This is a genomic window from Pseudomonas sp. N40(2020), from assembly GCF_014472415.1.
Lineage (GTDB): Bacteria > Pseudomonadota > Gammaproteobacteria > Pseudomonadales > Pseudomonadaceae > Aquipseudomonas.
Genome location: NZ_JACSZV010000031.1, coordinates 24,068 through 45,470, shown reverse-complemented (window position 1 = coordinate 45,470; position 21,403 = coordinate 24,068). Strand labels below are relative to the sequence as shown.

The 21,403-nt window shown below is 58.1% G+C and carries 25 protein-coding genes, 3 tRNA genes and 1 pseudogene; 13 read left to right on the top strand and 16 right to left on the bottom strand.

The window, feature by feature from the left end:
* Window positions 1–365: 365 nt before the first annotated feature.
* The 9 genes and pseudogenes from IAI51_RS19315 to IAI51_RS19275 all read left to right on the top strand — a co-directional run bounded on the left by IAI51_RS19315 (window position 366) and on the right by IAI51_RS19275 (window position 6,347).
* A complete protein-coding gene (locus tag IAI51_RS19315) occupies window positions 366–1,127 on the top strand; it encodes a carbon-nitrogen hydrolase family protein (protein ID WP_187679930.1) in 762 nt (253 codons plus the stop codon).
* A complete protein-coding gene (locus IAI51_RS19310; RefSeq protein WP_187679929.1) occupies window positions 1,124–1,567 on the top strand; it encodes a GNAT family N-acetyltransferase in 444 nt (147 codons plus the stop codon). The genes IAI51_RS19315 and IAI51_RS19310 overlap by 4 nt, the downstream gene beginning before the upstream one ends.
* 127 nt (window positions 1,568–1,694) lie before the next feature.
* Window positions 1,695–2,336, top strand: a pseudogene (uvrY, locus tag IAI51_RS19305) (UvrY/SirA/GacA family response regulator transcription factor).
* A gap of 2 nt (window positions 2,337–2,338) precedes the next feature.
* Window positions 2,339–4,162 (top strand): excinuclease ABC subunit UvrC, encoded by a 1,824-nt coding sequence (gene uvrC, locus IAI51_RS19300; RefSeq protein WP_187679928.1) that lies wholly within the window; start codon window positions 2,339–2,341, stop codon window positions 4,160–4,162.
* A 32-nt stretch (window positions 4,163–4,194) separates the two neighbouring features.
* Window positions 4,195–4,755, top strand: a complete 561-nt coding sequence (gene pgsA, locus IAI51_RS19295) for a CDP-diacylglycerol--glycerol-3-phosphate 3-phosphatidyltransferase (protein ID WP_007950102.1) — start codon at window positions 4,195–4,197, stop codon at window positions 4,753–4,755.
* A gap of 60 nt (window positions 4,756–4,815) precedes the next feature.
* Window positions 4,816–4,891, top strand: a tRNA-Gly gene (locus IAI51_RS19290).
* A gap of 45 nt (window positions 4,892–4,936) precedes the next feature.
* Window positions 4,937–5,010 (top strand) — tRNA-Cys (locus IAI51_RS19285).
* Between the two features lie 194 nt (window positions 5,011–5,204).
* Window positions 5,205–5,291: transfer RNA gene (locus IAI51_RS19280), tRNA-Leu, on the top strand.
* Window positions 5,292–5,471: 180 nt separating this feature from the next.
* On the top strand, window positions 5,472–6,347 hold the full coding sequence (locus IAI51_RS19275; protein WP_262410367.1) for a LysR family transcriptional regulator: 876 nt from the start codon (window positions 5,472–5,474) through the stop codon (window positions 6,345–6,347).
* A gap of 78 nt (window positions 6,348–6,425) precedes the next feature.
* Here the strand turns inward: IAI51_RS19275 and IAI51_RS19270 are convergent, their stop codons facing one another.
* From IAI51_RS19270 to IAI51_RS19230, 9 genes are all read right to left on the bottom strand, one after another.
* A complete protein-coding gene (locus IAI51_RS19270; RefSeq protein ID WP_187679927.1) occupies window positions 6,426–6,710 on the bottom strand; it encodes a hypothetical protein in 285 nt (94 codons plus the stop codon).
* Between the two features lie 261 nt (window positions 6,711–6,971).
* The gene (locus tag IAI51_RS19265) at window positions 6,972–7,202 is read right to left on the bottom strand and encodes a hypothetical protein (protein WP_123449131.1); all 231 of its coding nucleotides are present in this window, start codon (window positions 7,200–7,202) and stop codon (window positions 6,972–6,974) included.
* Between the two features lie 120 nt (window positions 7,203–7,322).
* Window positions 7,323–7,553, bottom strand: coding sequence for a hypothetical protein (locus IAI51_RS19260; RefSeq protein ID WP_187679926.1), 231 nt, complete (start codon window positions 7,551–7,553; stop codon window positions 7,323–7,325).
* A gap of 71 nt (window positions 7,554–7,624) precedes the next feature.
* Complete coding sequence (locus IAI51_RS19255) at window positions 7,625–9,262, bottom strand: ATP-binding cassette domain-containing protein (protein ID WP_187679925.1); 1,638 nt, start codon at window positions 9,260–9,262, stop codon at window positions 7,625–7,627.
* Window positions 9,263–9,407: 145 nt separating this feature from the next.
* Window positions 9,408–10,445: a DNA topoisomerase IB gene (locus tag IAI51_RS19250; protein ID WP_187679924.1), complete on the bottom strand. Its 1,038-nt coding sequence runs from the start codon at window positions 10,443–10,445 to the stop codon at window positions 9,408–9,410.
* A 72-nt stretch (window positions 10,446–10,517) separates the two neighbouring features.
* Entirely contained in the window at window positions 10,518–11,597 is a 1,080-nt protein-coding gene (gene modC, locus IAI51_RS19245) for a molybdenum ABC transporter ATP-binding protein (protein WP_187679923.1), read from the bottom strand.
* Between the two features lie 3 nt (window positions 11,598–11,600).
* Window positions 11,601–12,281: a molybdate ABC transporter permease subunit gene (gene modB / locus IAI51_RS19240; RefSeq protein ID WP_187679922.1), complete on the bottom strand. Its 681-nt coding sequence runs from the start codon at window positions 12,279–12,281 to the stop codon at window positions 11,601–11,603.
* Entirely contained in the window at window positions 12,282–13,049 is a 768-nt protein-coding gene (modA, locus tag IAI51_RS19235; RefSeq protein WP_187679921.1) for a molybdate ABC transporter substrate-binding protein, read from the bottom strand. It lies immediately after the preceding gene.
* A gap of 168 nt (window positions 13,050–13,217) precedes the next feature.
* On the bottom strand, window positions 13,218–14,282 hold the full coding sequence (locus IAI51_RS19230) for an NAD(P)H-dependent flavin oxidoreductase (protein ID WP_187679920.1): 1,065 nt from the start codon (window positions 14,280–14,282) through the stop codon (window positions 13,218–13,220).
* 304 nt (window positions 14,283–14,586) lie between these two features.
* Between IAI51_RS19230 and IAI51_RS19225 the strand changes: the two genes are divergently transcribed.
* Entirely contained in the window at window positions 14,587–15,570 is a 984-nt protein-coding gene (locus IAI51_RS19225; protein ID WP_187679919.1) for an MDR family oxidoreductase, read from the top strand.
* An 8-nt stretch (window positions 15,571–15,578) separates the two neighbouring features.
* Here the strand turns inward: IAI51_RS19225 and ada are convergent, their stop codons facing one another.
* The 5 genes from ada to IAI51_RS19200 form a co-directional block, all read right to left on the bottom strand.
* On the bottom strand, window positions 15,579–16,646 hold the full coding sequence (gene ada / locus IAI51_RS19220) for a bifunctional DNA-binding transcriptional regulator/O6-methylguanine-DNA methyltransferase Ada (protein WP_187679918.1): 1,068 nt from the start codon (window positions 16,644–16,646) through the stop codon (window positions 15,579–15,581).
* Between the two features lie 87 nt (window positions 16,647–16,733).
* A complete protein-coding gene (gene alkB / locus IAI51_RS19215; RefSeq protein ID WP_187679917.1) occupies window positions 16,734–17,399 on the bottom strand; it encodes a DNA oxidative demethylase AlkB in 666 nt (221 codons plus the stop codon).
* Window positions 17,400–17,404: 5 nt separating this feature from the next.
* A complete protein-coding gene (locus IAI51_RS19210) occupies window positions 17,405–18,115 on the bottom strand; it encodes a 2OG-Fe(II) oxygenase (protein ID WP_187679916.1) in 711 nt (236 codons plus the stop codon).
* A 93-nt stretch (window positions 18,116–18,208) separates the two neighbouring features.
* Window positions 18,209–18,385, bottom strand: a complete 177-nt coding sequence (locus IAI51_RS19205) for a hypothetical protein (RefSeq protein ID WP_187679915.1) — start codon at window positions 18,383–18,385, stop codon at window positions 18,209–18,211.
* 28 nt (window positions 18,386–18,413) lie between these two features.
* A complete protein-coding gene (locus IAI51_RS19200) occupies window positions 18,414–18,716 on the bottom strand; it encodes a DUF1883 domain-containing protein (RefSeq protein ID WP_042559354.1) in 303 nt (100 codons plus the stop codon).
* A 210-nt stretch (window positions 18,717–18,926) separates the two neighbouring features.
* Between IAI51_RS19200 and IAI51_RS19195 the strand changes: the two genes are divergently transcribed.
* Both IAI51_RS19195 and IAI51_RS19190 read left to right on the top strand, forming a co-directional pair.
* Window positions 18,927–19,283, top strand: coding sequence for a hypothetical protein (locus IAI51_RS19195; protein ID WP_187679914.1), 357 nt, complete (start codon window positions 18,927–18,929; stop codon window positions 19,281–19,283).
* A gap of 71 nt (window positions 19,284–19,354) precedes the next feature.
* Window positions 19,355–19,585, top strand: coding sequence for a hypothetical protein (locus tag IAI51_RS19190; protein WP_187679913.1), 231 nt, complete (start codon window positions 19,355–19,357; stop codon window positions 19,583–19,585).
* Window positions 19,586–19,588: 3 nt separating this feature from the next.
* Here IAI51_RS19190 and IAI51_RS19185 read toward each other — a convergent pair whose 3' ends face one another.
* On the bottom strand, window positions 19,589–19,870 hold the full coding sequence (locus IAI51_RS19185) for a hypothetical protein (RefSeq protein ID WP_187679952.1): 282 nt from the start codon (window positions 19,868–19,870) through the stop codon (window positions 19,589–19,591).
* Between the two features lie 156 nt (window positions 19,871–20,026).
* Complete coding sequence (locus tag IAI51_RS19180) at window positions 20,027–20,224, bottom strand: hypothetical protein (RefSeq protein WP_187679912.1); 198 nt, start codon at window positions 20,222–20,224, stop codon at window positions 20,027–20,029.
* 258 nt (window positions 20,225–20,482) lie between these two features.
* On the opposite strand from IAI51_RS19180, the gene galU reads away from it, so the two are divergent.
* On the top strand, window positions 20,483–21,322 hold the full coding sequence (gene galU / locus IAI51_RS19175; protein WP_105345983.1) for a UTP--glucose-1-phosphate uridylyltransferase GalU: 840 nt from the start codon (window positions 20,483–20,485) through the stop codon (window positions 21,320–21,322).
* Window positions 21,323–21,403: the final 81 nt, after the last annotated feature.

Sequence of the window (21,403 nt, the reverse complement as noted above, 5' to 3'; positions counted from 1 at the left end):
AAACAAAACCCCCGGTCGGGAAGCCGACCGGGGGTTGAGAAATCTCTGGTAGGCGACCCGTTTTTATGGGCGCCGTTTGGGTATCAGGCGCGCCAGTGGCTAAACCAATACCCAAAATAAAAGCTGACCGGAGCGCAAACGTCATTCGCCCGAGCAGCCGCAACCGAGCGCAGTGCGCTGGCGGTACGAAGCTGTGAGAGGGCGTTGAACATGGTCTGTCTCCGATGAATGCGCCGAGCTTACTAGAGGCCGACACGCCTCAGCAATCAGAAAATGCTATAGCGCGGCTAGCCAAATGCCTATTGCTTGAGCGCTGCATGAGTTGTGACACACTCAGCGTTTTGCCTGATGACCAAGGTTGAATCATGTCGACATTGAACATTGCAGCCGCCCAGACTACTTCCATTGCTGGCGATCTTGCCGCAAACATCGCCAGCCATATGCGCTTCATCGAGGTCGCGGGGGAGCAGGGTGTGGAGTTGCTGGTGTTTCCTGAGCTGTCACTGACCGGCTACGAAGGCGAGGTGGCTGCGGCATTGGCCATCGATCCACAGGATGCTGTGCTTCAGCCACTACGGGATCTGGCGCACGCACTGGGTGTGACGGCTGTCGTCGGCATGCCGATTCGACTGAAACACAGTTCGGCGGTATTGATTGGCGCACTGGTTCTGGGCGCCGACGGATCGCTTGAGGTGTACAGCAAACAACATCTGCACTCGGGCGAGGAGCGGGTCTTCGCCGCTGGGTTCGGCGGGTCACCCCTGAGCATCGGTAACGATAAGGTAGCGCTGGCGGTCTGCGCCGATTTCTCTCATGCCAGCCATGCGGCTGCGGCCGCTGATCTAGGCGCCGACCTTTACGCTGCGGGTGTGTTAATCGGTGAGCAGGGCTACGACGCAGACGCCGCGGTGCTGCAGGGTTATGCCCGACAACATGCGATGGCGGTGCTGATGGCCAACCATAGTGGCCTTACCGGCGGTTGGCAGTCGGCGGGGCGTAGCGCGATTTGGTCCGAGGACGGTTCACTGATTGCTGCGGCGCCGGGGGCGGGTGATCTTCTCGTGGTCGCCCGGCGTGACGCCGGTGCATGGCAGGGGCGAGTCATTTACGTGGAACAGGCTCAATGACATTCCAGGCACGCCCTGCGACAACAGAAGATCTGGCGTTTTCGCGCTACCTTACTTGTCAGAACATGCTGCGTTACTACATTCACCATGACCTGTTGTGGCAGGACGAGGCATTCGATGTTGCATGGCTGGGGCGCGAGAACTGGCTGATATTGCGTGATGATGTGCCGGCAGGTTTTTTCAGTCTCAGCCGAGATGCGCGCGCACTGTATATTCGTGAGCTGCAGATTGCTGAAGCCTTTCAGCGGCAGGGTGCAGGTTCCTGGGCGATTGATCAGGTTATTGGCATGGCTCATCAGCAAAGGCGCCCGGCTTTGCGACTCACCGTGTTTGAAAATAACCCGGCGAAATATTTGTATGAAAGAAAAGGACTACGCGTGCAAGGCGAGGACGAGTGTTTCCTGCGGATGCAGCTGGATATCGGTACACCTGTGCTCTGAAACCCACGGCGGGCAAGCCCTCAATGATGAATTGAAACTTTTTAAATGATGCTTGCCGCTAGGTCTGTCCGGTACTTTTTGCTAAGGTGTCCGGCATCCCAATAAGACCATATCGCGAGGTGTCTGCTTGATTAGGGTGCTAGTGGTCGATGACCACGATCTCGTTCGTACAGGCATTACACGGATGCTGGCCGATATTGATGGCTTGCAGGTGGTGGGCTAGGCCGAATCCGGGGAAGAATCCCTGATCAAGGCCCGAGAGTTGAAACCCGATGTGGTGTTGATGGACGTCAAGATGCCCGGCATCGGCGGCCTGGAAGCCACGCGAAAACTGTTGCGCAGTCATCCGGACATCAAAGTGGTCGCGGTTACGGTGTGTGAGGAGGATCCTTTTCCTACTCGGTTGCTGCAGGCAGGTGCTGCTGGCTATTTGACCAAAGGCGCGGGTTTGCCGGAGATGGTTCAGGCCATTCGTCTGGTCTTTGCCGGTCAGCGCTATATCAGCCCGCAGATTGCTCAACAATTGGCGATCAAGTCCTTTCAGCCGTCCAACGATTCGCCCTTCGACGCTTTATCCGAGCGTGAAATCCAGATCGCTTTGATGATTGTCGGCTGTCAGAAGGTGCAAATCATTTCCGACAAGTTGTGCCTGTCGCCGAAAACCGTTAACACCTATCGATACCGTATTTTCGAAAAGCTTTCGATCAGCAGCGACGTCGAGTTGACACTGTTGGCGGTTCGTCACGGCATGGTTGATGCCAGCCTCTGACCATGATTGAAACATTCGATTCCAGCGCCTTCCTGTCTACCGTCAGCGGGCGCCCCGGCGTCTATCGCATGTTCGACAGCGATGCGCGCCTGCTTTATGTCGGCAAGGCCAAAAACCTGAAGAAGCGCTTGGCGAGTTACTTTCGCAAGACCGGGCTGGCGCCGAAAACGGCTGCATTGGTTGGTCGCATTGCTCAGGTCGAAACAACCATCACCGCCAACGAAACGGAAGCGCTGCTGCTTGAACAGACACTGATCAAGGAATGGCGGCCGCCGTACAACATCCTGCTACGCGACGACAAATCCTATCCCTATGTTTTTCTGTCAGATGGGCAGTTCCCGCGTTTAAGCATCCATCGCGGGGCAAAAAAGGCCAAGGGCAAATATTTCGGGCCTTATCCAAGTGCCGGCGCCATTCGCGAAAGCCTGAGTTTGCTGCAAAAGACGTTTTTCGTTCGTCAGTGTGAAGACAGTTACTACAAGAACCGCACGCGCCCATGTCTGCAATATCAGATCAAGCGATGCAAGGCACCTTGCGTCGGGCTGGTCGAGCCTGATGTTTATGCCGAAGACGTGCGCCACTCGGTGATGTTTCTTGAAGGGCGCAGTCATGCGCTGACCAATGAGCTGTCCACGGCAATGGAAGAGGCGGCGATCAACCTTGAGTTCGAGCGTGCCGCCGAGCTGCGTGATCAGATCGCGCTGCTACGCCGCGTGCAGGACCAGCAAAGCATGGAAGGGGGCACGGGTGATATTGACGTCATCGCTGCCTTCGTCAACCCGGGCGGTGCCTGCGTGCATCTGATCAGTGTCCGTGGCGGACGCGTGCTGGGCAGCAAGAATTTCTTCCCGCAAGTCGGGATCGAAGAAGACGTTTCTGAAGTCATGGCGGCGTTTCTTGGGCAGTATTTCATCAGCAGCCCGGAGCGCGACCTGCCGAGCGAACTGATTGTTAACGTCGTGCATGAGGACTTCCCGACACTGATTGAGGCGATTAATGAACTGCGTGGTCGCGAATTGGCCATAAGTCATCGGGTGCGCGGCACCCGCGCGCGCTGGCAGCAACTGGCCGTCACCAACGCAGAACAGGCGTTGGGCGCACGCCTTGCCAATCGGCAGCACACGGCAGCGCGTTTTGATGCACTGGCTGAGGTGTTGAACCTGGATGAGCCGCCACAGCGTCTGGAATGCTACGACATCAGTCACTCCAGCGGCGAGGCGACGGTCGCGTCCTGCGTGGTCTTTGGCCCGGAGGGCGCAATCAAGTCGGATTACCGCCGCTATAACATCGAAGGTGTCACGGCAGGTGACGACTATGCCGCCATGCACCAGGCGCTGACGCGACGATTCAGCAAGCTCAAAGACGGCGAGGGCAAGTTACCGGATATTCTGCTGGTCGACGGTGGCAAGGGGCAGCTATCGATGGCCCGTGACGTTCTCAATGAGTTGGCAGTCCCGGATCTGATCTTGCTCGGTGTGGCCAAAGGCGCAACCCGCAAGGCTGGCTTTGAAACTTTGTATCTGAATGATGCCGCGCACGAGTTCACCTTGCGCGGCGACTCACCCGCATTGCACTTGATTCAGCAGATCCGCGATGAGGCCCACCGATTCGCAATTACCGGACACCGCGCACGCCGCGGGAAAACCCGCCGCACGTCCACACTGGAAGGCGTTGCCGGCGTCGGGCCGACCCGACGTCGCGACTTGTTGAAACATTTTGGTGGATTGCAGGAGCTGTCTCGTGCAAGCATCGAAGAGATCGCCAAAGCCCCGGGGATCAGTAAAAAGCTCGCAGAGTCGATTTATGCAAACCTGCATAGCGAGTAGAATGCCCCTTCACCTCGTAGCCAGTTGTGCCGATGAATATCCCTAATCTGATTACCGTTCTACGCGTCCTGCTCATTCCGATCTTCATTTTGCTGTTCTATCTGCCTTACCAGTGGAGTTACATGGCCTCCGCCTCGGTGTTTGCCTTTGCGGCAGCCACCGACTGGCTGGATGGTTATCTGGCCCGCCGTCTGGAACAAAGCACTCCGTTCGGCGCTTTTCTTGATCCGGTCGCCGACAAACTCATGGTCGCGGTGGCGCTGGTACTGCTGGTGCAAGAACACGGTAATCTCTGGCTCACGCTGCCGGCTGCCGTGATCATCGGTCGTGAGATTGTCGTATCGGCATTGCGTGAATGGATGGCCGAACTCGGCGCCCGTGCTCATGTAGCTGTATCGAATCTAGGCAAATGGAAAACCGCTGCGCAGATGCTGGCGCTGGTCATTTTGCTGGCCAATCCGAAAGACTTCAGTTTCTGGGTGATCCTCGGTTATGCCTTGCTGATGGTGTCGGCAGGTCTGACTTTGTGGTCGATGGTTCAATACCTTCGCGCTGCCTGGCCACATCTGAAAACCGATGTTGAAAAGAAATAAAACTTTTTTGAATCAAAGGGTTGACGGGGCTTCTGAAATCTATAGAATGCGCCACACCAAGCGGGAATAGCTCAGTTGGTAGAGCACGACCTTGCCAAGGTCGGGGTCGCGAGTTCGAGTCTCGTTTCCCGCTCCAATTTGTACGTGTTTGTTGTTGTGCTACTGACAGCAGATGCTTTGAGGCCGAGTAGCAAAATGGTTATGCAGTGGATTGCAAATCCACCTACGCCGGTTCGATTCCGACCTCGGCCTCCACTATAAACAAGCTCCGTAGATCCATGATTTACGGAGCTTTTTTATTTCCAGTGCGCTGCAAGATTTTGTCTTGAATACGGCCATTGCGAACTTGCTTCACCGGGAAGTGATGTATATATTTCCCGCTCTGCTGCTTAGCGTGCATCCTGTCAGGATCGCGACTCGGCAGTTGAAATGAGCTACACCGCGCTACCGCCCGAATGGCGAAACTGGTAGACGCATGGGACTTAAAATCCCCCGCTCGTAAGGGCGTGCCGGTTCGATTCCGGCTTCGGGCACCATGAATATCAAGGGCTCGCATGAGATTTCTCATGCGAGCCCTTATTTTTTGCCCGCCATAATATGGACTATGCACCGCGATTCACTCGCAAATAGTCATATCCTTCGACGAGCCATAGCCCGCGTGAGTTTTTGTAAAGCCACCATTGGCTCCTGCCTTGTGGGCCCAAAGAAAGTCACTCTTGGGGCGTCGCCGGCGCAACCGGGTAATCCACGTAGCCACGGTGATCGCCACCAAAGAAAGTGCTCGGCTGACGCGTCAGGTGGCAGGCCTGGAAAACGAGCTCGGCGCCAGCCTGTTCAACCGCACGACTCGCAATACCAGCGTCACTGTCGCCGGGCAAACCTATTTCGAGAAAGCCGTGGCCATTCTCGATGCCATCGATGAGGCCGACGCGGTCGTCGCCGATCGTGGCAGCGAGGCGCAAGGACGATTGCGAATCAGCGTCCCCGTCGAGTTTGGCCGGCGCATCATTGCGCCGCATTTGAGTCGCCTGCTGGATCGTCATCCGGGGCTGGAAATCAGCCTGTCGTTGAGCGACCAGGTCAGTGATCTTTTGAGTGAGCAGATCGATGTTTCCGTGCGCCTCGGCTCCTCGGTGGTCAGCGAGGATATCGTCAGCAAGCGGGTCGGGGCGTTCCAGCGCTGGGTGGTGGCCAGCCCGGATTATCTGACTCGGCACCCGACGCCATGTCATCCCCGCGACCTGCTTGAACACCAATGTCTGCGCTTTGATTACGCTGGCTCCCACCTGCACTGGACCTTTCAGGGCGACGAAGAAACCATCCAGCTCAACGTCCACGGTCGCCTGCAAAGCAACAACGCCGATATTCTGCGCGAAGCAGCAATAGCGGGCGGCGGGGTGACATTACTGGCCGATTGGCTGGTGCGCGACGACGTCGCGGCAGGGCGACTCACCCGATTGCTGGAACACTATGAGGTCAATCCCGGCAGTGCGAGCAGTTGCATCAATGCGCTGTATTTGCCCAATCACCGGGGGTCTAGCCGGATCAATGTGTTTATTGATTTTCTTGAGGAGATTCTCGTTGCGAGATAGATCCCTGGTGAAACTGTCTTCTGAATAACAACTAACGCAAAAATGGGCCGACTTGCTCGGCCCATTTTTTATCCCGCTCTAAACAAATGCCTGCCCGGCAAAACCACGAGGCAAGCGTTGAAGCCCGGCCATCGCCGTGAGCCGCTCAATCCATTCTGCGCGCCAGTTTGTTGCGACATGAGTGGTTTTTGCGTGCCGTGCGCTGCGTCGGGCTGCATTGCGTTGATCTTTTCTCGCCTGTTTGTAGGCATCGGTATTACGGCAACTGCGGCACTTCACGCGATTGAGTTCCTTGCTCGCAGTGAGTTGCTTGCCTTTGTGGCCGCAGGCCAGATGCCCTTCGACGTTGAAATGGATAACCATGGACCGTCTCCTTCGTGACGTGTACAGGTTATGACAACTCGTAGATAGCGCCGTTCGGTGAGTGGAGCTGCAGGCAAAAAAACACCCGCATGCGGGCGGGTGAGAGGGGGACTTTCTAAAGGAGTAATTTCACTGTAAGCGCTTAGATGTGATGGTTATGTGAAAAGAACCAAATCCCTGAGCGAAGAATATAAATGCCGCACAGGCGACGCCGCGGTGGCACAAGCGTCACCGCGTATGAAGCCTTATTGCCGACCGGTGCTATCTGAACCGAGGTAGCGGCCGATCGATTGGCTTGAGCGCTGTCAGCGTGTTGCGGATCAGCGGCGCGTCTTTCTCGATATCGTTCAGGCGATCGCGGATGCGCAGGGCGGTCGGGTGTCCGCCTTGGTGATCGACCCAGTCGGCGATCTCTTTGCAAGCGGCCGCGAGGCGCGCCTGCCGGGCGTCGAGCAGGGTGAGGAGGGTGGTGATGGACTCTTTTTCGGACATGGAACACCTCCGTTCGTGAAACCGCTGAGCGGCAGCAAAAAGCCCGCTATTTGCGAGCCTTCTGCCGTTGGGGCGCCGCTCCTTCAGCTGGTTTCAGTATAGACCCGCTTCTGCTCGGCATCAGCCGGAAGACTCGCGGGCCGGAATGGGCGAACTGACTGCATTGAGACGGGTGCATTCGCGCCGTGCGTCTGCTTCCGCGTCGTAGCCATCGCCGATGAAGCCGCCTGTTCGGGTATCGCAAATGCGGAACCAGCCAATGGCTTCGGCGGGATCATGCTGGCTGTCCTCGGCGCGTCGACCGTGAATAATGATCTTGTTGCAACGCTTCACGACGAAAATGTCTTCCATGGCGTCACCGCAGCTGATTCGTGTCACATCAACTATAGAAGCCCCCAGCGATCGTGCAAAAAATAGACAGGTCAACTCGTCGGTTGCAGGTGCCAGCCTTGCGGATGCCAAATCAAATCATGGGTTGGGTTTAAGGCGCGTAGAAACGTTTGATCGTGGGAAACGGCGACGATCGCCCCGGGAAATGTCTGCAATGCCCGCTCGAAAGCTTCCACGGATGCCAGATCAAGATGATTGGTCGGCTCATCAAGCAGCAACAATTGCGCCGGCGTCTGGCGCCACAATGCCAGGGCCAGCGCGGCTTTCAGGCGTTCACCGCCACTGAGCGAGGCACAGGGCAAGGTGACGCGCCGCGCATTAAGTTGCAGATGCGCCAGATAGCTGCGCAAGGTGCCTTCGTCCAATGGCGTTTGTTGTGCCTTCAGTTGCTCAAGGATGGATGTCCGCTCATCCAGCAGCTTCAATTGTTGATCGATGAACGCAAAAGGCACGTGGGTCAGGCATTCACCGCACACAGGTCTCAGGTCATTGGCGAGGATGTTCAGCAGAGTCGATTTGCCACACCCGTTGGGGCCGCTGACGGCAATGCGCATCGGCCCGTGGATGGCGAGGCTCACCCGCGTAGAAGGCGCACCAATCGGCAGCCATGGCAGGCACGCATCGACCAGTGTGCAGACCTGACGCTTGCTCGGCACGACGCTGCCCGGCAGGTTGATCAGCACCCCGTCGGCGGGCACGACGTTCGCATAAGCGTCGCGCACACGAGTATCCAGATCGGATTTACGTGCCCGATGCCCGTGGCGCACCTTGCCTATGATTTCTCTCGCAGCCGCTTTAGCGGCCACTCGTTCGAAGCTGGCCACGTTGGCAGTCTCAGCTTTGCGCCGGCTGCCGGCAGCATGGCGCTGGATCGCATCGTGCTCGCGTTGCAGTCTCGAACGCTCGCGCTGGCGTTCGATCCGGGCTTGATCAAATTGAGCTTGCGCAGCGGCTTGATGGATTCGGCGTTGTTCGGCAAATTCCGAATAACAACCGCTGAAGACGCTGGCGCCCAAAGGCGTGAGTTCAATGATTTTGCGCATTTGCTCCAGCAACTGCCGGTCATGGCTGACGACGATCAAGCCACCGCGCCATTCTTCGAGTTTTTTCGCCAGCCACTGCCGGCCCGCGCTGTCGAGATGATTGGTCGGTTCATCCAGCACCAGTAATTGTGCCGGGCTCAGCAGCGCGCCAATCAGGGCAATCCTGGCTTGCTGGCCGCAGCTGAGGTTGGCCGTCAGATCGTTCGCCGCGATGTCGGTCAGTCCGCACTCATCGAGTAACTGGCGCAAGCGTTCCGGCAAATCCCAGCGTTCGCCAATGATGTCGAAATCCCCGGCACTGGCGTGCCCCAGGTTGAGTCGCCCCAGGGCCGCCAGAACGGAGGCCGCGTCCGTTGCGTCGGCCACGGTTTGCCCCGGTGGTGCGACGAAGTTTTGTGAGACGTAATGCGCAGTAAAAGAACTCACCACGCTGCCGGTTGTGGGCCGCAGCTGCCCGGCAATTAGCCGCGCGAGTACGCTTTTGCCGACACCGTTGCGTCCGACGATAGCGGTCGGCAGATGATCGAATGTCAGATTCAGGTCGTTGAAAATCGTCTCGCCATTGGCGAATTGAAAACCCAGTTGATTCAGCGAGACGAGTGCGGGCGTACGCGAGACGTGAGTCATCGGCACCTCCAGAAAAATGTCGTGAAAACTGACAAGCGCCGTTTGCGGCGTGTCGCGATTACATTTTCAGAGGGCTGAGTTGTTCACTTCTGCGGTCGTCTGAGGAGGGGAAAGGTGGCTAGCCTAGAGGACGATGCGCAATCGATCAAGGTGCGTCGGTCATCTCGCTCATGCGTTCGAGAAACATCGCCAACGCTACTTCCTCGGCGCGCAAACCCTTGCGTACACGTGGCCGGGGCAATTCGGCGAGGGCGCCGAGCATGAATTTTTCCACCACCGCCGGGTGGATGTAGCACTTGCGGCACACCGCTGGCGTGTTGCCCAACTGTTTGGCGACCCCCTTCACCATTTCCACCACGTGCCGTTTGGCTTCCGTTTCGGACTCGTGTTTAAGCTCGCGCAAAACCGCCAATGCCAAGGCACTGCCGGCCCAGGTGCGATAGTCCTTGGCAGTGAAATCGGCACCGGTCAGGGTTTGCAGGTAGGTGTTGACGTCGGAGGAGCTGACGGTGTGCCGCTCGCCGTTTTCGTCCAAGTACTGGAACAGGTTCTGCCCGGGAAGCTCAAGGCAGCGCTTGATGATCCGCGCCAGGCGCCGATCCTTCACGGTGATCTGGTGTTCGATGCCGCTCTTGCCACGGAACTGGAACAGTATCGCACTGCCGTTGACCTCGACATGCCGACTGCGCAGCGTGGTCAGGCCGTAGGAGCGGTTGTCGCGCGCGTACTGCGTATTGCCGACCCGTATCAGCGTGGCGTCGAGCAGGGTGATCACCGTGGCCATGACTTTGTCGCGGCTGAAACCGGGCGCGGCCAGCAATGTTTCAAGCTGTTTGCGCAGCTTCGGTAACGCCAGGCCGAACTCGCGCAGCCGCGAGTACTTGTCGGCGTCGCGCACTTCGCGCCAGCGCGCGTGATAGCGGTATTGCTTGCGGCCACGGGCATCGCGGCCGGTGGCTTGCAGATGGCCGCGTGGGTCGAGACAGATCCACACGTCAGTGTAAGCCGGCGGCACGGCGAGGGCGTTGATGCGTTTGATTTCGTCCGGATCAGTGATGCGCTGGCCCGACGGTTCGAAGTAGCTGAACTTGCCGCGCAGTTTTTTGCGGGTGATGCCGGGCTGTGTGTCATCGACGTAATGCAGGTCGGATGGCAGTGCATCGGTCAGCGCGGTATCGGGCATGGCGGCTTCCTTCGTTGGCGCGGCGGTCTGTAAAACGATTGACCGCGCACTGATGCCGTCGTGCCAACGGATTTAGGCGAGCACTGCGACTGCCTTGATTTGCGCCCAGAGTTGCTGACCCGGACGCACACCCAGTTGGTCGCGCGAATACCGTGTGATGCGTGCCAGCAGCGGAGTGCCGCCAGCGTCGAGACGGATCAGCACATGGGCGGCGTTGTCTGCCGCTTGCTCGCTGATCACGGTCACCGGCAGGCGATTGAGGATGCTACTGAAAGCGTCGTTGTGCAGGGCCAGGCTGATGTCGCGCGCATGTACCTTGCAGCGCAAGGCCTGGCCCACGGCCATCGGCGCATGAGTTACGCGGATGTTCATTTCGGTGGCTGGCAGTTGCAGGCTCAGCAACTGATAGTCCGTATCGTAGGCGCTGACCTGACCTTCAATGATCACGCCGGCGTCATCGCCCATTGCCATCGGCAAGTCCAGACGGGCGAGGGTTTCGCCGATCGGGCCGCTGGCCAGGGCCTTGCCATCGTTGAGCAACACCAGATGGTCGGCCAGACGAGCGACTTCATCCTGCGCATGACTGACGTACAGCACCGGAATATCCAGTTCGTCATGCAGGCGTTGCAGGTAAGGCAGGATTTCGTTTTTGCGCTGGCTGTCGAGCGCGGCCAGCGGCTCGTCCATCAGCAGCAATTTCGGACTGGTCAGCAGCGCGCGGGCGATGCCGACACGCTGACGCTCGCCACCGGACAAATGCTGCGGATGCCGTTCGAGCAAATGACCGATCCCCAGCAATTCGGTAGCGTGCGCCATGTCTACGCGACGCTGCGACTTGGCGATGCGCTTGAGGCCGAATTGCAGATTGGCCAGCACCGACAAATGCGGGAACAGGCTTGCTTCCTGAAATACATAACCCAGTGCGCGTTTGTGCGGCGGGACGAAAATCCCGTTTTCGCTGTCCTGCCAGACTTCTTCGTTGATCCGGATAAAACCGTGGTCGGCGCGCTCAAGCCCGGCAATACAACGCAGGCAGGTGGTTTTGCCCGAACCGGAATGGCCGAACAGTGCGGTGACGCCACGCCCCGGCAAGTGCAGATCGACATCCAGGCTAAAGCCTGAGTAAGCCAGTTGAAGACGTGCATCAATCATTGATCAGCTCCAGCCCGCGCGGGTTTTACGGCTGGAGTACAGCACCAGCAACACCAGAAACGAAAACACCAGCATCGCGCCCGCCAGCCAGTGAGCCTGGGCGTATTCCATCGCTTCGACGTGGTCGTAGATTTGCACGGAGACCACGCGGGTCTTGTCGGGAATATTGCCGCCGATCATCAGCACGACGCCGAACTCACCGACGGTATGGGCGAAGCCGAGAATCGCCGCAGTGACAAAACCGGGACGGGCCAGCGGCAGGATCACGCTGAAAAACGTGTCCCACGGGTTGGCGCGCAACGTCGCGGCCACTTCCAGCGGGCGGGTGCCGATCGCCGAGAACGCGTTTTGCAACGGTTGCACCACGAAAGGCATGGAATAGATCACCGAACCAATCACCAGTCCGGTGAAACTGAACGTCAGGGTGCCGAGCCCAAGCCATTGGGTGAACTGGCCGAGAAAGCCGTGTGGCCCCATCATCAGCAACAGATAAAACCCGATGACGGTCGGCGGCAGCACAAGGGGCAGGGCGACGATCGCCCCGATCGGGCCGCGCAGCCACGAGCGGGTGCGCGACAACCAAAGGGCGATCGGAGTGCCGACAATCAACAGGATCACGGTGGTCAGGGACGCCAGTTTCAGGGTCAGCCAGATCGCCGCGAAATCAGCACTCGTCAGCGACATTTAGAGCTGGTAACCGTAAGACTTGATCACCGCAGCGGCTTTCGGGCCTTTGAGGTATTCAACCAGCGCCTTGGCAGCGGCGTTGTCCTTGCCTTTGTTGAGGATCACCGCGTCCTGTTTGATCGGGTCGTGCATGCTGGCCGGGACGATCCACGCCGAACCGCTGCTGACTTTGCCGTTCTTGTAGATCTGCGACAGCGCCACAAAGCCCAGTTCGGCGTTGCCGGTGGAGACAAACTGATAGGCCTGAGTGATGTTCTGGCCTTCAACGATTTTGGCTTTGGTGGATTCGCTCAGCTTGAGCTTTTCCAATACCTGCGTGGCGGCCAAGCCGTATGGCGCGGCTTTAGGGTTGGCGATGGACAGGTGCTGGTATGCGTTCTTCTTCAGCACTTCACCCTGGGCATCGACGTAACCGTCCTTCGCCGACCACAGCGCCAGAGTGCCGATGGCGTAGGTGAAGCGCGAGCCTTTAACCGTGTCGCCTTCTTTTTCGAGCTTTTCCGGGGTGGTGTCGTCAGCCGAGAGGAACACCTCGAACGGTGCGCCATTCTTGATCTGGGCATAGAACTGGCCGGTGGCGCCATAGGCTGCGACCAGTTTGTGCCCGGTGTCTTTTTCGAAGTCGGCTGCGATGGCCTGGATCGGAGCGGTGAAGTTGGCTGCAACCGCTACCTGTACTTCGTCAGCCTGAACTGCGCCAATGGCGAAGACCGCCAGCAAGGATGCAAGGCAGGCAGGGGCAAAACGTGAGGCAAGAATGGTCATGTAACAGCTCCGTTATTGGCGGTGCAGAGGGCAGTTCTTATTGGAATGGACTGCGCCGTTGCAGAGGTGAAATCGCTATATAGCGAAATATATAGCGAAATGCCGCCAAACGGGAAGCTCTGCTGGAAATCAGGGTAAAGACCTTTGCTTCCTCACCCTGTTCACCCGTCAACGCCGAGTCAGCTTAGCCAACGCACCTTCGGCCAATTGCCGCGTCAGCTCGGCGCTACTGATGTCCTTGCCCAGTGTGAAGGCCTGACCGGCCCACAGGTTGGCGAACTGCGCGTCATCTTTCGCACGCAATGGCATCAATGCCCCACCGGCCAACGGAAATGCCGGTGCTTTCGGCGACATCGGCCCCAGTTCACGCATGACGCGGTTGAGAATGCCGCGAGCGGGACGCCCGGTGAAAAGGTTGGTGATCGCTGTTTCGCTTTCCTTGGCAGTGCGCAATGCCTTGTGATGCGAGGCGCTGACTTTCGCTTCGGGGGTGAACAGATACGCGGTGCCGACCTGTACCGCCGAAGCGCCCAGCATGAACGCCGCCGCAGCACCGCGGGCATCGGCAATCGCCCCGGCGGCAATCACCGGCACTTTCACTGCATCGACTACCTGCGGCACCAGGGCAAATGTGCCGACCTGGCTGCTCAAGTCATCACTGAGAAACATCCCGCGATGGCCTCCGGCCTCATAGCCCATGGCGATGATCGCGTCGCAACCGTTCTGCTCCAGCCAGACCGCTTCATCGACGGTGGTTGCAGAAGAGAGGATTTTTGCGCCGGTGGCCTTCACTCGATCGAGCAAGGAGTTTTCCGGCAGGCCGAAGTGAAAACTCACCACCTCAGGCCGGAATTCCTCCAGCACTTCGCACGCCGCCGCATCGAACGGCGCCCGGTTGGACACGGGTGTTGGCGCATCGAAGTCGACGCCTAACTCGCGGTAGTACGGCTCCAGCAGATTCTTCCAGTCGCGCGCCCGCTGCTCATCGGCTGCGGGCGGCTGGTGACAGAAAAAATTCACGTTGAAAGGCTTGTCGGTGTGCTGACGAATCGTCTTCAGTTCTTCGCGCAACTGCTCGATGCTCAGTAACGCCGCCGGCATCGACCCGAGGCCGCCGGCGTTGCACACGGCAATCACCATGGATGAGTTCGTGGCACCGGCCATCGGGCCCTGAATGACTGGCAGTTCAATGCCGAGCAAGTCGACTATGCGGGTATCTGGCCATGGGCTCATGGGGGCGGTTCTCCGAACGATAAAACGGGGCAGGGACGGCAGAGCCGGTTTTTTAACAGTAAAACCGGATTCAGGGCCACTCTGAAATACAGAACGTCACATTCAGATTTTCAGCGTTGACGGAATCTGCCTCCGCCAAATGAATGGTTCAGGAATTGCGAGCAGCTGTGAAAACCGCGAGTACGCTGATTGCCAAAGTTGTTGGCGGGGATTCGCCGATTGGCGGAAAGTCGAGTGTGGCAACCTGTTGCGATGTGCTATTTGAATGGCATGACTACCGCAAACCCTTCCATGAGAGGCCATCATGTTCAACGGTATTTTGATCAATAAAGACGACAACGGTTACCGCGCCAACCTGCAACAGATCAACGAAGAGCAGTTGCCCGAAGGCGATGTCACGGTCAACGTCGCCTACAGCACGTTGAACTTCAAGGACGGTTTGGCGATTACCGGCAGCAGCCCGGTGGTGCGCAAATTTCCGCTGGTGCCGGGGATCGATCTGGCAGGCACGGTCGAAGTCAGTTCCCATCCTGACTATAAAGTGGGCGACCAGGTGCTGCTCAATGGCTGGGGCGTCGGCGAAAGCCATTGGGGTGGCCTGGCGCAGAAGGCACGGCTCAATGGTGACTGGCTGATTCCACTGCCCAAGGCTTTTACGGCAGCACAGGCGATGGCCGTCGGTACCGCCGGATACACTGCAATGCTGTGCATTCTGGCGCTTGAACGTAATGGCGTGACGCCGGAGCAGGGCGAGGTACTCGTCACTGGCGCTAACGGCGGCGTCGGCAGTTTCGCTATCGCGCTGCTCAGCAAGCTAGGCTATCGAGTAGTGGCGTCCACCGGCCGGGTGTCTGAGCATGAATACCTGAAGCAGTTGGGCGCCAGCGAAATCATCGACCGCGCGACCCTGTCCGAACCGGGCAAACCGCTGGCCAAGGAACGCTGGGCAGCGGTAATCGACTCGGTCGGCAGCCATACGTTGGCCAATGCCTGCGCCAGTACGCGTGCAGAAGGTACCGTCGCCGCGTGCGGTCTGGCGCAAGGCATGGATTTTCCAGCGTCGGTAGCGCCGTTCATTTTGCGTGGTGTCACCTTGGCGGGTATCAACAGCGTGACCCAACCCAAGGCGCGTCGCCTTGAAGCGTGGGATCGTCTGGCCAGGGATCTGGACTTCACTTTGCTGCCATTGATCAGTCATGAAATTGCCTTGAGCGAAGTCATTGAAGCCGCGCCAAAACTACTGGCCGGACAACTTCGCGGACGGGTTGTGGTTGACGTCAATCGCTGATTCAGTCGCTAAGGCTGCGTCTCGCGCTCAAGCAATTGCCGTTTGCGCTCCACCCCCCAGCGGTAGCCCGAGAGATTGCCATCGCTGCGCACCACGCGGTGGCAAGGGATCGCCACCGCCAGGCGGTTAGCCCCGCACGCTTGAGCCACGGCGCGCATGGAGGTCGGCGCGCCGATGCGCTGGGCAATCTCGGTGTAACTGGCGGTGCTGCCGAGCGGAATTTCCCGAAGTGCCTGCCAGACGCGTTCCTGAAAAGCAGTGCCGCGCACATCCAGCGGCAAATCCAGGCCAATGGCCGGTGTCTCGATAAAACCCACCACTTTGGCGATCAACTGTTCAAATCCAGAGTCGGCGCCAATCAGGTTCGCCTTGCGGAACTGGTCCTGGAGGTCACACACCAGTTGGTGAGGATCGTCGCCTAGCAGGATCGCGCAAACGCCGCGTTCGCTCTGTGCCACCAGAATCGCCCCGAGTGAACATTGCCCGACGGCGAATCGAATGTCGTTGTTCCGCCCGGCGGCGCGGTAGTCGCCGGGCTTCATTCCCAACAACTGATCAGCGGCTTCATAAAAACGGCTGTTGGAATTGAAACCCGCGTCATACAGCGCATCGGTCACAGAACCTCCGTCCGCCAGACGTTCACGGACTTTGCGCGAGCGGTGCGCACTGGCGTAACCCTTGGGCGTCAGTCCTGTCGCGGCTTTGAATACACGGTGGAAATGAAAGGGGCTTAACCCGGCTTTCTCAGCGAGTTCGTTGAGTGCCGGCAAGGTTTCGGCGGACTCGATCTGGCGGCAGGCTGTCGCCACCGTGGCGGCATGCTGAGCGCTCACGTCACTTTGATCCTTGCTCGCTCGTTTGCTGGGGCGATAACCGGCGGCTTCAGCCTGTTGGGCAGTGTCGAAGAACTCGACATTCTGTGGTTTCGGCAACCGCGCAAGACTGCTCGGGCGGCAGTAAATGCCAGTGGTTTTAACGGCATAGACAAATTGCCCGTCTGCCCTTGGATCCCGCGCTACCACGGCGGCCCAACGTGGATCGTCTTCAGCGTTGACGCGGGTTGAAAGCGTTTTCATGGTGGGTAATCCGTTGACCTGTTTGATTCAGGTTAACCAGCGTGGGTGGACGCAACACTCCGGGCCTTGCGGTCAAACTTTTGCAGCTTATCCAGCAACGCGAAAAGTCAGATTGATCCGTTGTTCACCCAGTCGTGGATGCCGACCCTGCTTGATCGGCAAAACCCCATGAAAGCGCAAACGATCGACGCCGCCCCAGATCACCATATCGCCATGCAGCAAAGGAATTCGCTGTCTCTTGTCGCTTCGAGCGAATCCGCCGAACAGAAACATTGCCGGCAACCCTAGCGACAGCGAAACGATCGGCGCCGCGTAGGCGTTTTCGTCTTTGTCCTGATGCAGTGACATCTTCGCGCCGGGGACATATTGGTTGATGAGACAGGAGTCTGCCTTGAAGTCGGAAAAACCCGATTCCAGCGCCGCCGCATGCGCCAGATCAACAAACACTGCTGGCATCTGCGGCCAGGGCAATCCGCTGAGCGGATCGACACGCGAGTAACGATAGCCGCTGCGATCGGTGATCCAGCCCAGCTCCCCACAACTGCTGGTGCCCACCGACATGCTGAAGCCGCCCGGTGTGACCATGTGGCGAAGCGGGGCGGCGACAAGAATGGCATCCAGCGCCGGCAGCAATTGCTCGATAAGCGGCAGGGAAAACCCGCGAAGCACCCACGATTGTTCGCCGATCTGTTCGGCGCGTGATTGTTGTGCGGGTTCGTTGTCAGCGAACAAATCGAACGTGTGAGGCTGCATGGCGGTTATGTGGCGTCGTGAAAGATGATGCCTAGGGTATGCCTTTTTCCACTGTGCAGGCGACTGACACCATGACGCATGGTCACCCGATAGTCACCGCGCACGCCTTTGACCGGACGTTGGTTGACGGCAAAAATCACCGCGTCGCCTTTCTTCAAGTCCAGCACTTGCGGCCGGGACTGCATGCGCGGGCGTTGCTCGGTGAGCACGAACTCGCCGCCGGTGAAGTCGTGCCCGGGCTCTGACAGAAGAATTGCCACTTGCAGCGGATAAACCCGTTCGCCATACAGGTCTTGATGCAGGCAGTTGTAGTCCTGTGGGCCGTACTGCAATAACAGTGGAGTAGGGCGTAACTGCCCGGCGCTATGACAGCTCTGCAGAAATGCTGCGTGGGTCGGCGGGAAGCGAGTGGGCAGGCCCATCCGTTCGTGCCAGCGGTTGGCGATTGGCACCAGGCGCGGATAGAGCGCAGTGCGCAGACGTTCTACGGTCGTGGGAAGTGGATAGCGGAAGTACTTGTATTCGCCGCGACCGAAACCGTGGCGGGCCATGATGACCTGCGAACGAAACGGTTCGGTCTGCGAATACAGGCCGCTCAAGCGATCACAGCTCTCGGCATGCAGCAGCGAACGGATGATCGCGCAGCCGTCCTGATCCAGTTGCTGTTCCAGGCTGGCCCAGTCGAGCGCATCCAGCCGGGAGGGTGACATCGACATGCTGACTCCTTGACTCAAGGTCGAGGCGGCCAGTCTAGGCAGGCCCCAGCGGCAGATCACTCCGCCGCTTGCGGTTGAATTCCTGCCGCAGTCTTACAGCGCTTTGCTGACGGCGATCTCGCTGATCACGTCTTCGCTCTGGCCGTGGATCGCGTCCAGCGCAGCTTTGGCTTCTTCGGCGGTGCCGTTTTCCAGCTGCGCGAACTCGAAGCGGCGTTCACCGTTGAGTTTGTACTTGATGACGTATTTGGTCGTTTGGGCCACGGTCATGAATACCTGTCTGTGTGGGCGGGGCGGCTCAGCTGAGTTTGGAGCTGGAGCGGCGGATGATCTTGATCGAATGCGTCAGCGTCGGTTTGCGTGTAACGCTGATTGCCCGGGTGGTGACGGTGTCGATGGTGATGTTCCAGAAACCGGTGCTCGGCGCGGTGATACGCGCCGGGAACGTGTCGAAAGCGCCGCCGTGGTAAGAGTGACGACCGCCATTTTTGAAGCTGCGGAAGTTGGCATCGCTCATCAAACGGATGTTGCAGGTTTGCGAGCACTGGATGACGACGATGTCGTCTTCGTTGAGGTGCTCGCGCTGGTGAATGAATTTCATGGGCGCCTCCAGAAGGGCTTTTTCTACTAAATCAAAACGATAGCTTGTAATTGCGCGCAGTTTATCAGCCCGCACGGGTTATTATCGGGCCGTCGGGCGTTGCTTTGACAATTTTGAACAGATATTCGCGATTGGATGCGGGTTAAATGCAGAAGGCCCCGGAGAAAAACGGCATTTTTGCTGTCGGACGGTCTTTAACGGAGGTTTTGTATGAAGTGGGGTGTGGTGTGTCTGCCGTTGGTTTTGGCTGTGGGTGGTTGTGCGAGCGTTTCCGAAATCAATGAAACGCTGCCGACTGTGAGCGTGATCTCCGGAAAGAAACCCCAGGAGTACGCGCAGTGCCTGACCGAAAAACTGGCTGACAGCCGCGGCGCGCTGCAGGTGCAACCGCACAAGGATGGGGTTCGCGTTATTGTTCCGGGCAAACTGTCCTCAGGCCCGGCCGCCGTATTCGATATCGAAGATCGCTCCGGCGGCAGCAGCATCAAGCTGCATGAGCGCATGTCCAATGTGCCTGTTCGCCCGCACGATGTGCGCAACGCTGCCAATGCGTGTATTTCCGGCTGATAGACTGTGGGTCATCAGCATCGATGCCGTCACAGTCATGCTGTGACGGCATTTTCATTTATGGAGTCGCGATGAAGCGAGAGCAAGTGCGGGAGCGCCATGTAGAGGGCCTTATCTCTGCCACCCATGTAATCCAGAACCCGGCGAACTCGGGCGAGTGGATCGTATTTTTCAAGAAAAGCGCCGGCCGCAGCTACTTCCTGGTGGACGAGAACGACGAAGTCGAGTCATTCAATCGACTCGACGATCTGATCGAAGTCGTACGCGGGCTCGGAATCAAATTTGCTGAAATTCATATGTAGCGTCTATTTGCAGACCACCACCACGCTGCGGTTCTTGTAGTTGCCGACATCGACGCCCAGTGTCTTGTCGCTTTCCTTAGGCGCTGGCGTACCGTCGGTGCCGATGATGCGATAGCCGGTGCCTGCGCAAGAGGCGTCTGCCTTCTCATAGCAGGTGGCCCAAGAGTTGGCTTCACCGGAGCAGTCGATGGTGAGGCCCTGTTCGCCGTTGTTCAGGGTGGTAGGCTCTGAAGTGGCACAGCCGCTCATTACCAGTACCGCAATCAGTGGCAAAAATACTTTCATGTTCATAGTTGTCGTCTTCAGCGAGGGGGGGACTAGACGCTCTGACAGCGCCGGTGTGAAAAGGTTATAGCGATTGGCCACTTGTTTGCGACTGTTGTTTGGCCAGACACAAAAAAGCCCTGCACGATGGCAGGGCTCTGCTTGCGCCGCTGGAGATCAATCCTGATCTTTATCTTTATCTTTGCCGCGACGCTTCGCCGACGCTGGGGTATCGGTGAACACCGACGCTACATCAGTCGCCAGCTGTTCGCTATTGAAAGGCCCGGCGATGTGTTCGCCATTGGTAGTCGTCAGAGTCCACTTGCCGTCTTTCTTGTCGATCACATACCCGTTGATGATTTTTACCGCGGCCATCTATCTGTCTCGTTCGCTGGTTCAAAGTCGCCATGATACCGGCAAATGCTCGCATTGGGGGGCGATGAGCGTATGGTGGTTCTGCTTGCCGGCATCTTTGAGCTACGCTGATCTGGTTGCGCAAAAATGCCGATGGAACTATCAGCGAGAATATTTCTCTATGTTGGCATCGGTTAGCCAGTGCGGGGCATTGTAAGGTGCACGCCGCCTGATTAGACTGCGCCGAAACTCGTACACACAGCCCTTTCAAGGACTTATATGATCAAGAAATGCTTGTTCCCAGCAGCCGGTTACGGTACTCGCTTCCTGCCAGCGACTAAAGCCATGCCCAAAGAAATGCTGCCGGTGGTAAACAAGCCACTGATCCAGTACGGCGTTGAAGAAGCTCTGGACGCTGGCCTGACTGAAATCTCGATCGTTACCGGTCGTGGCAAGCGCGCTCTGGAAGACCACTTCGACATCAGCTACGAGCTGGAAAACCAGATCAAAGGCACCGACAAGGAGAAATACCTGGTTGGCATCCGCAAACTGCTGGACGAGTGCTCGTTCTCCTACACCCGTCAGACCGAAATGAAAGGTCTGGGCCACGCGATCCTGACCGGTCGCCCGCTGATCGGTGACGAACCGTTCGCCGTGGTGCTGGCGGACGACCTGTGTGTCAACCTCGAAGGCGACGGCGTACTGACCCAGATGGTCAAGCTGTACAAGCAATTCCGCTGCTCTATTGTGGCCATCCAGGAAGTCGATCCGCAGGAAACCAACAAGTACGGCGTTATCTCCGGCGAGATGATCCGCGACGACATCTACCGCGTTCACAGCATGGTCGAGAAGCCAAAGCCGGAAGATGCTCCGTCGAACCTGGCAATCATCGGTCGTTACATCCTGACCCCGGACATCTTCGACCTGATCGAACAGACCGAACCAGGCAAGGGCGGCGAAATCCAGATCACCGACGCCCTGATGAAACAAGCCCAGAACGGCTGCGTAATGGCCTACAAGTTCAAAGGCAAGCGTTTTGACTGCGGTGGCGCCGAAGGCTACATCGACGCAACCAACTTCTGCTTCGAAAACTTCTACAAGACTGGCAAGGCTTACTGATAGCGCTTGATCCGTCTGTACGAAAAAGCCACCTTCGGGTGGCTTTTTCATTTTCCGTCCTTATATGGATAGCAGTGCTTG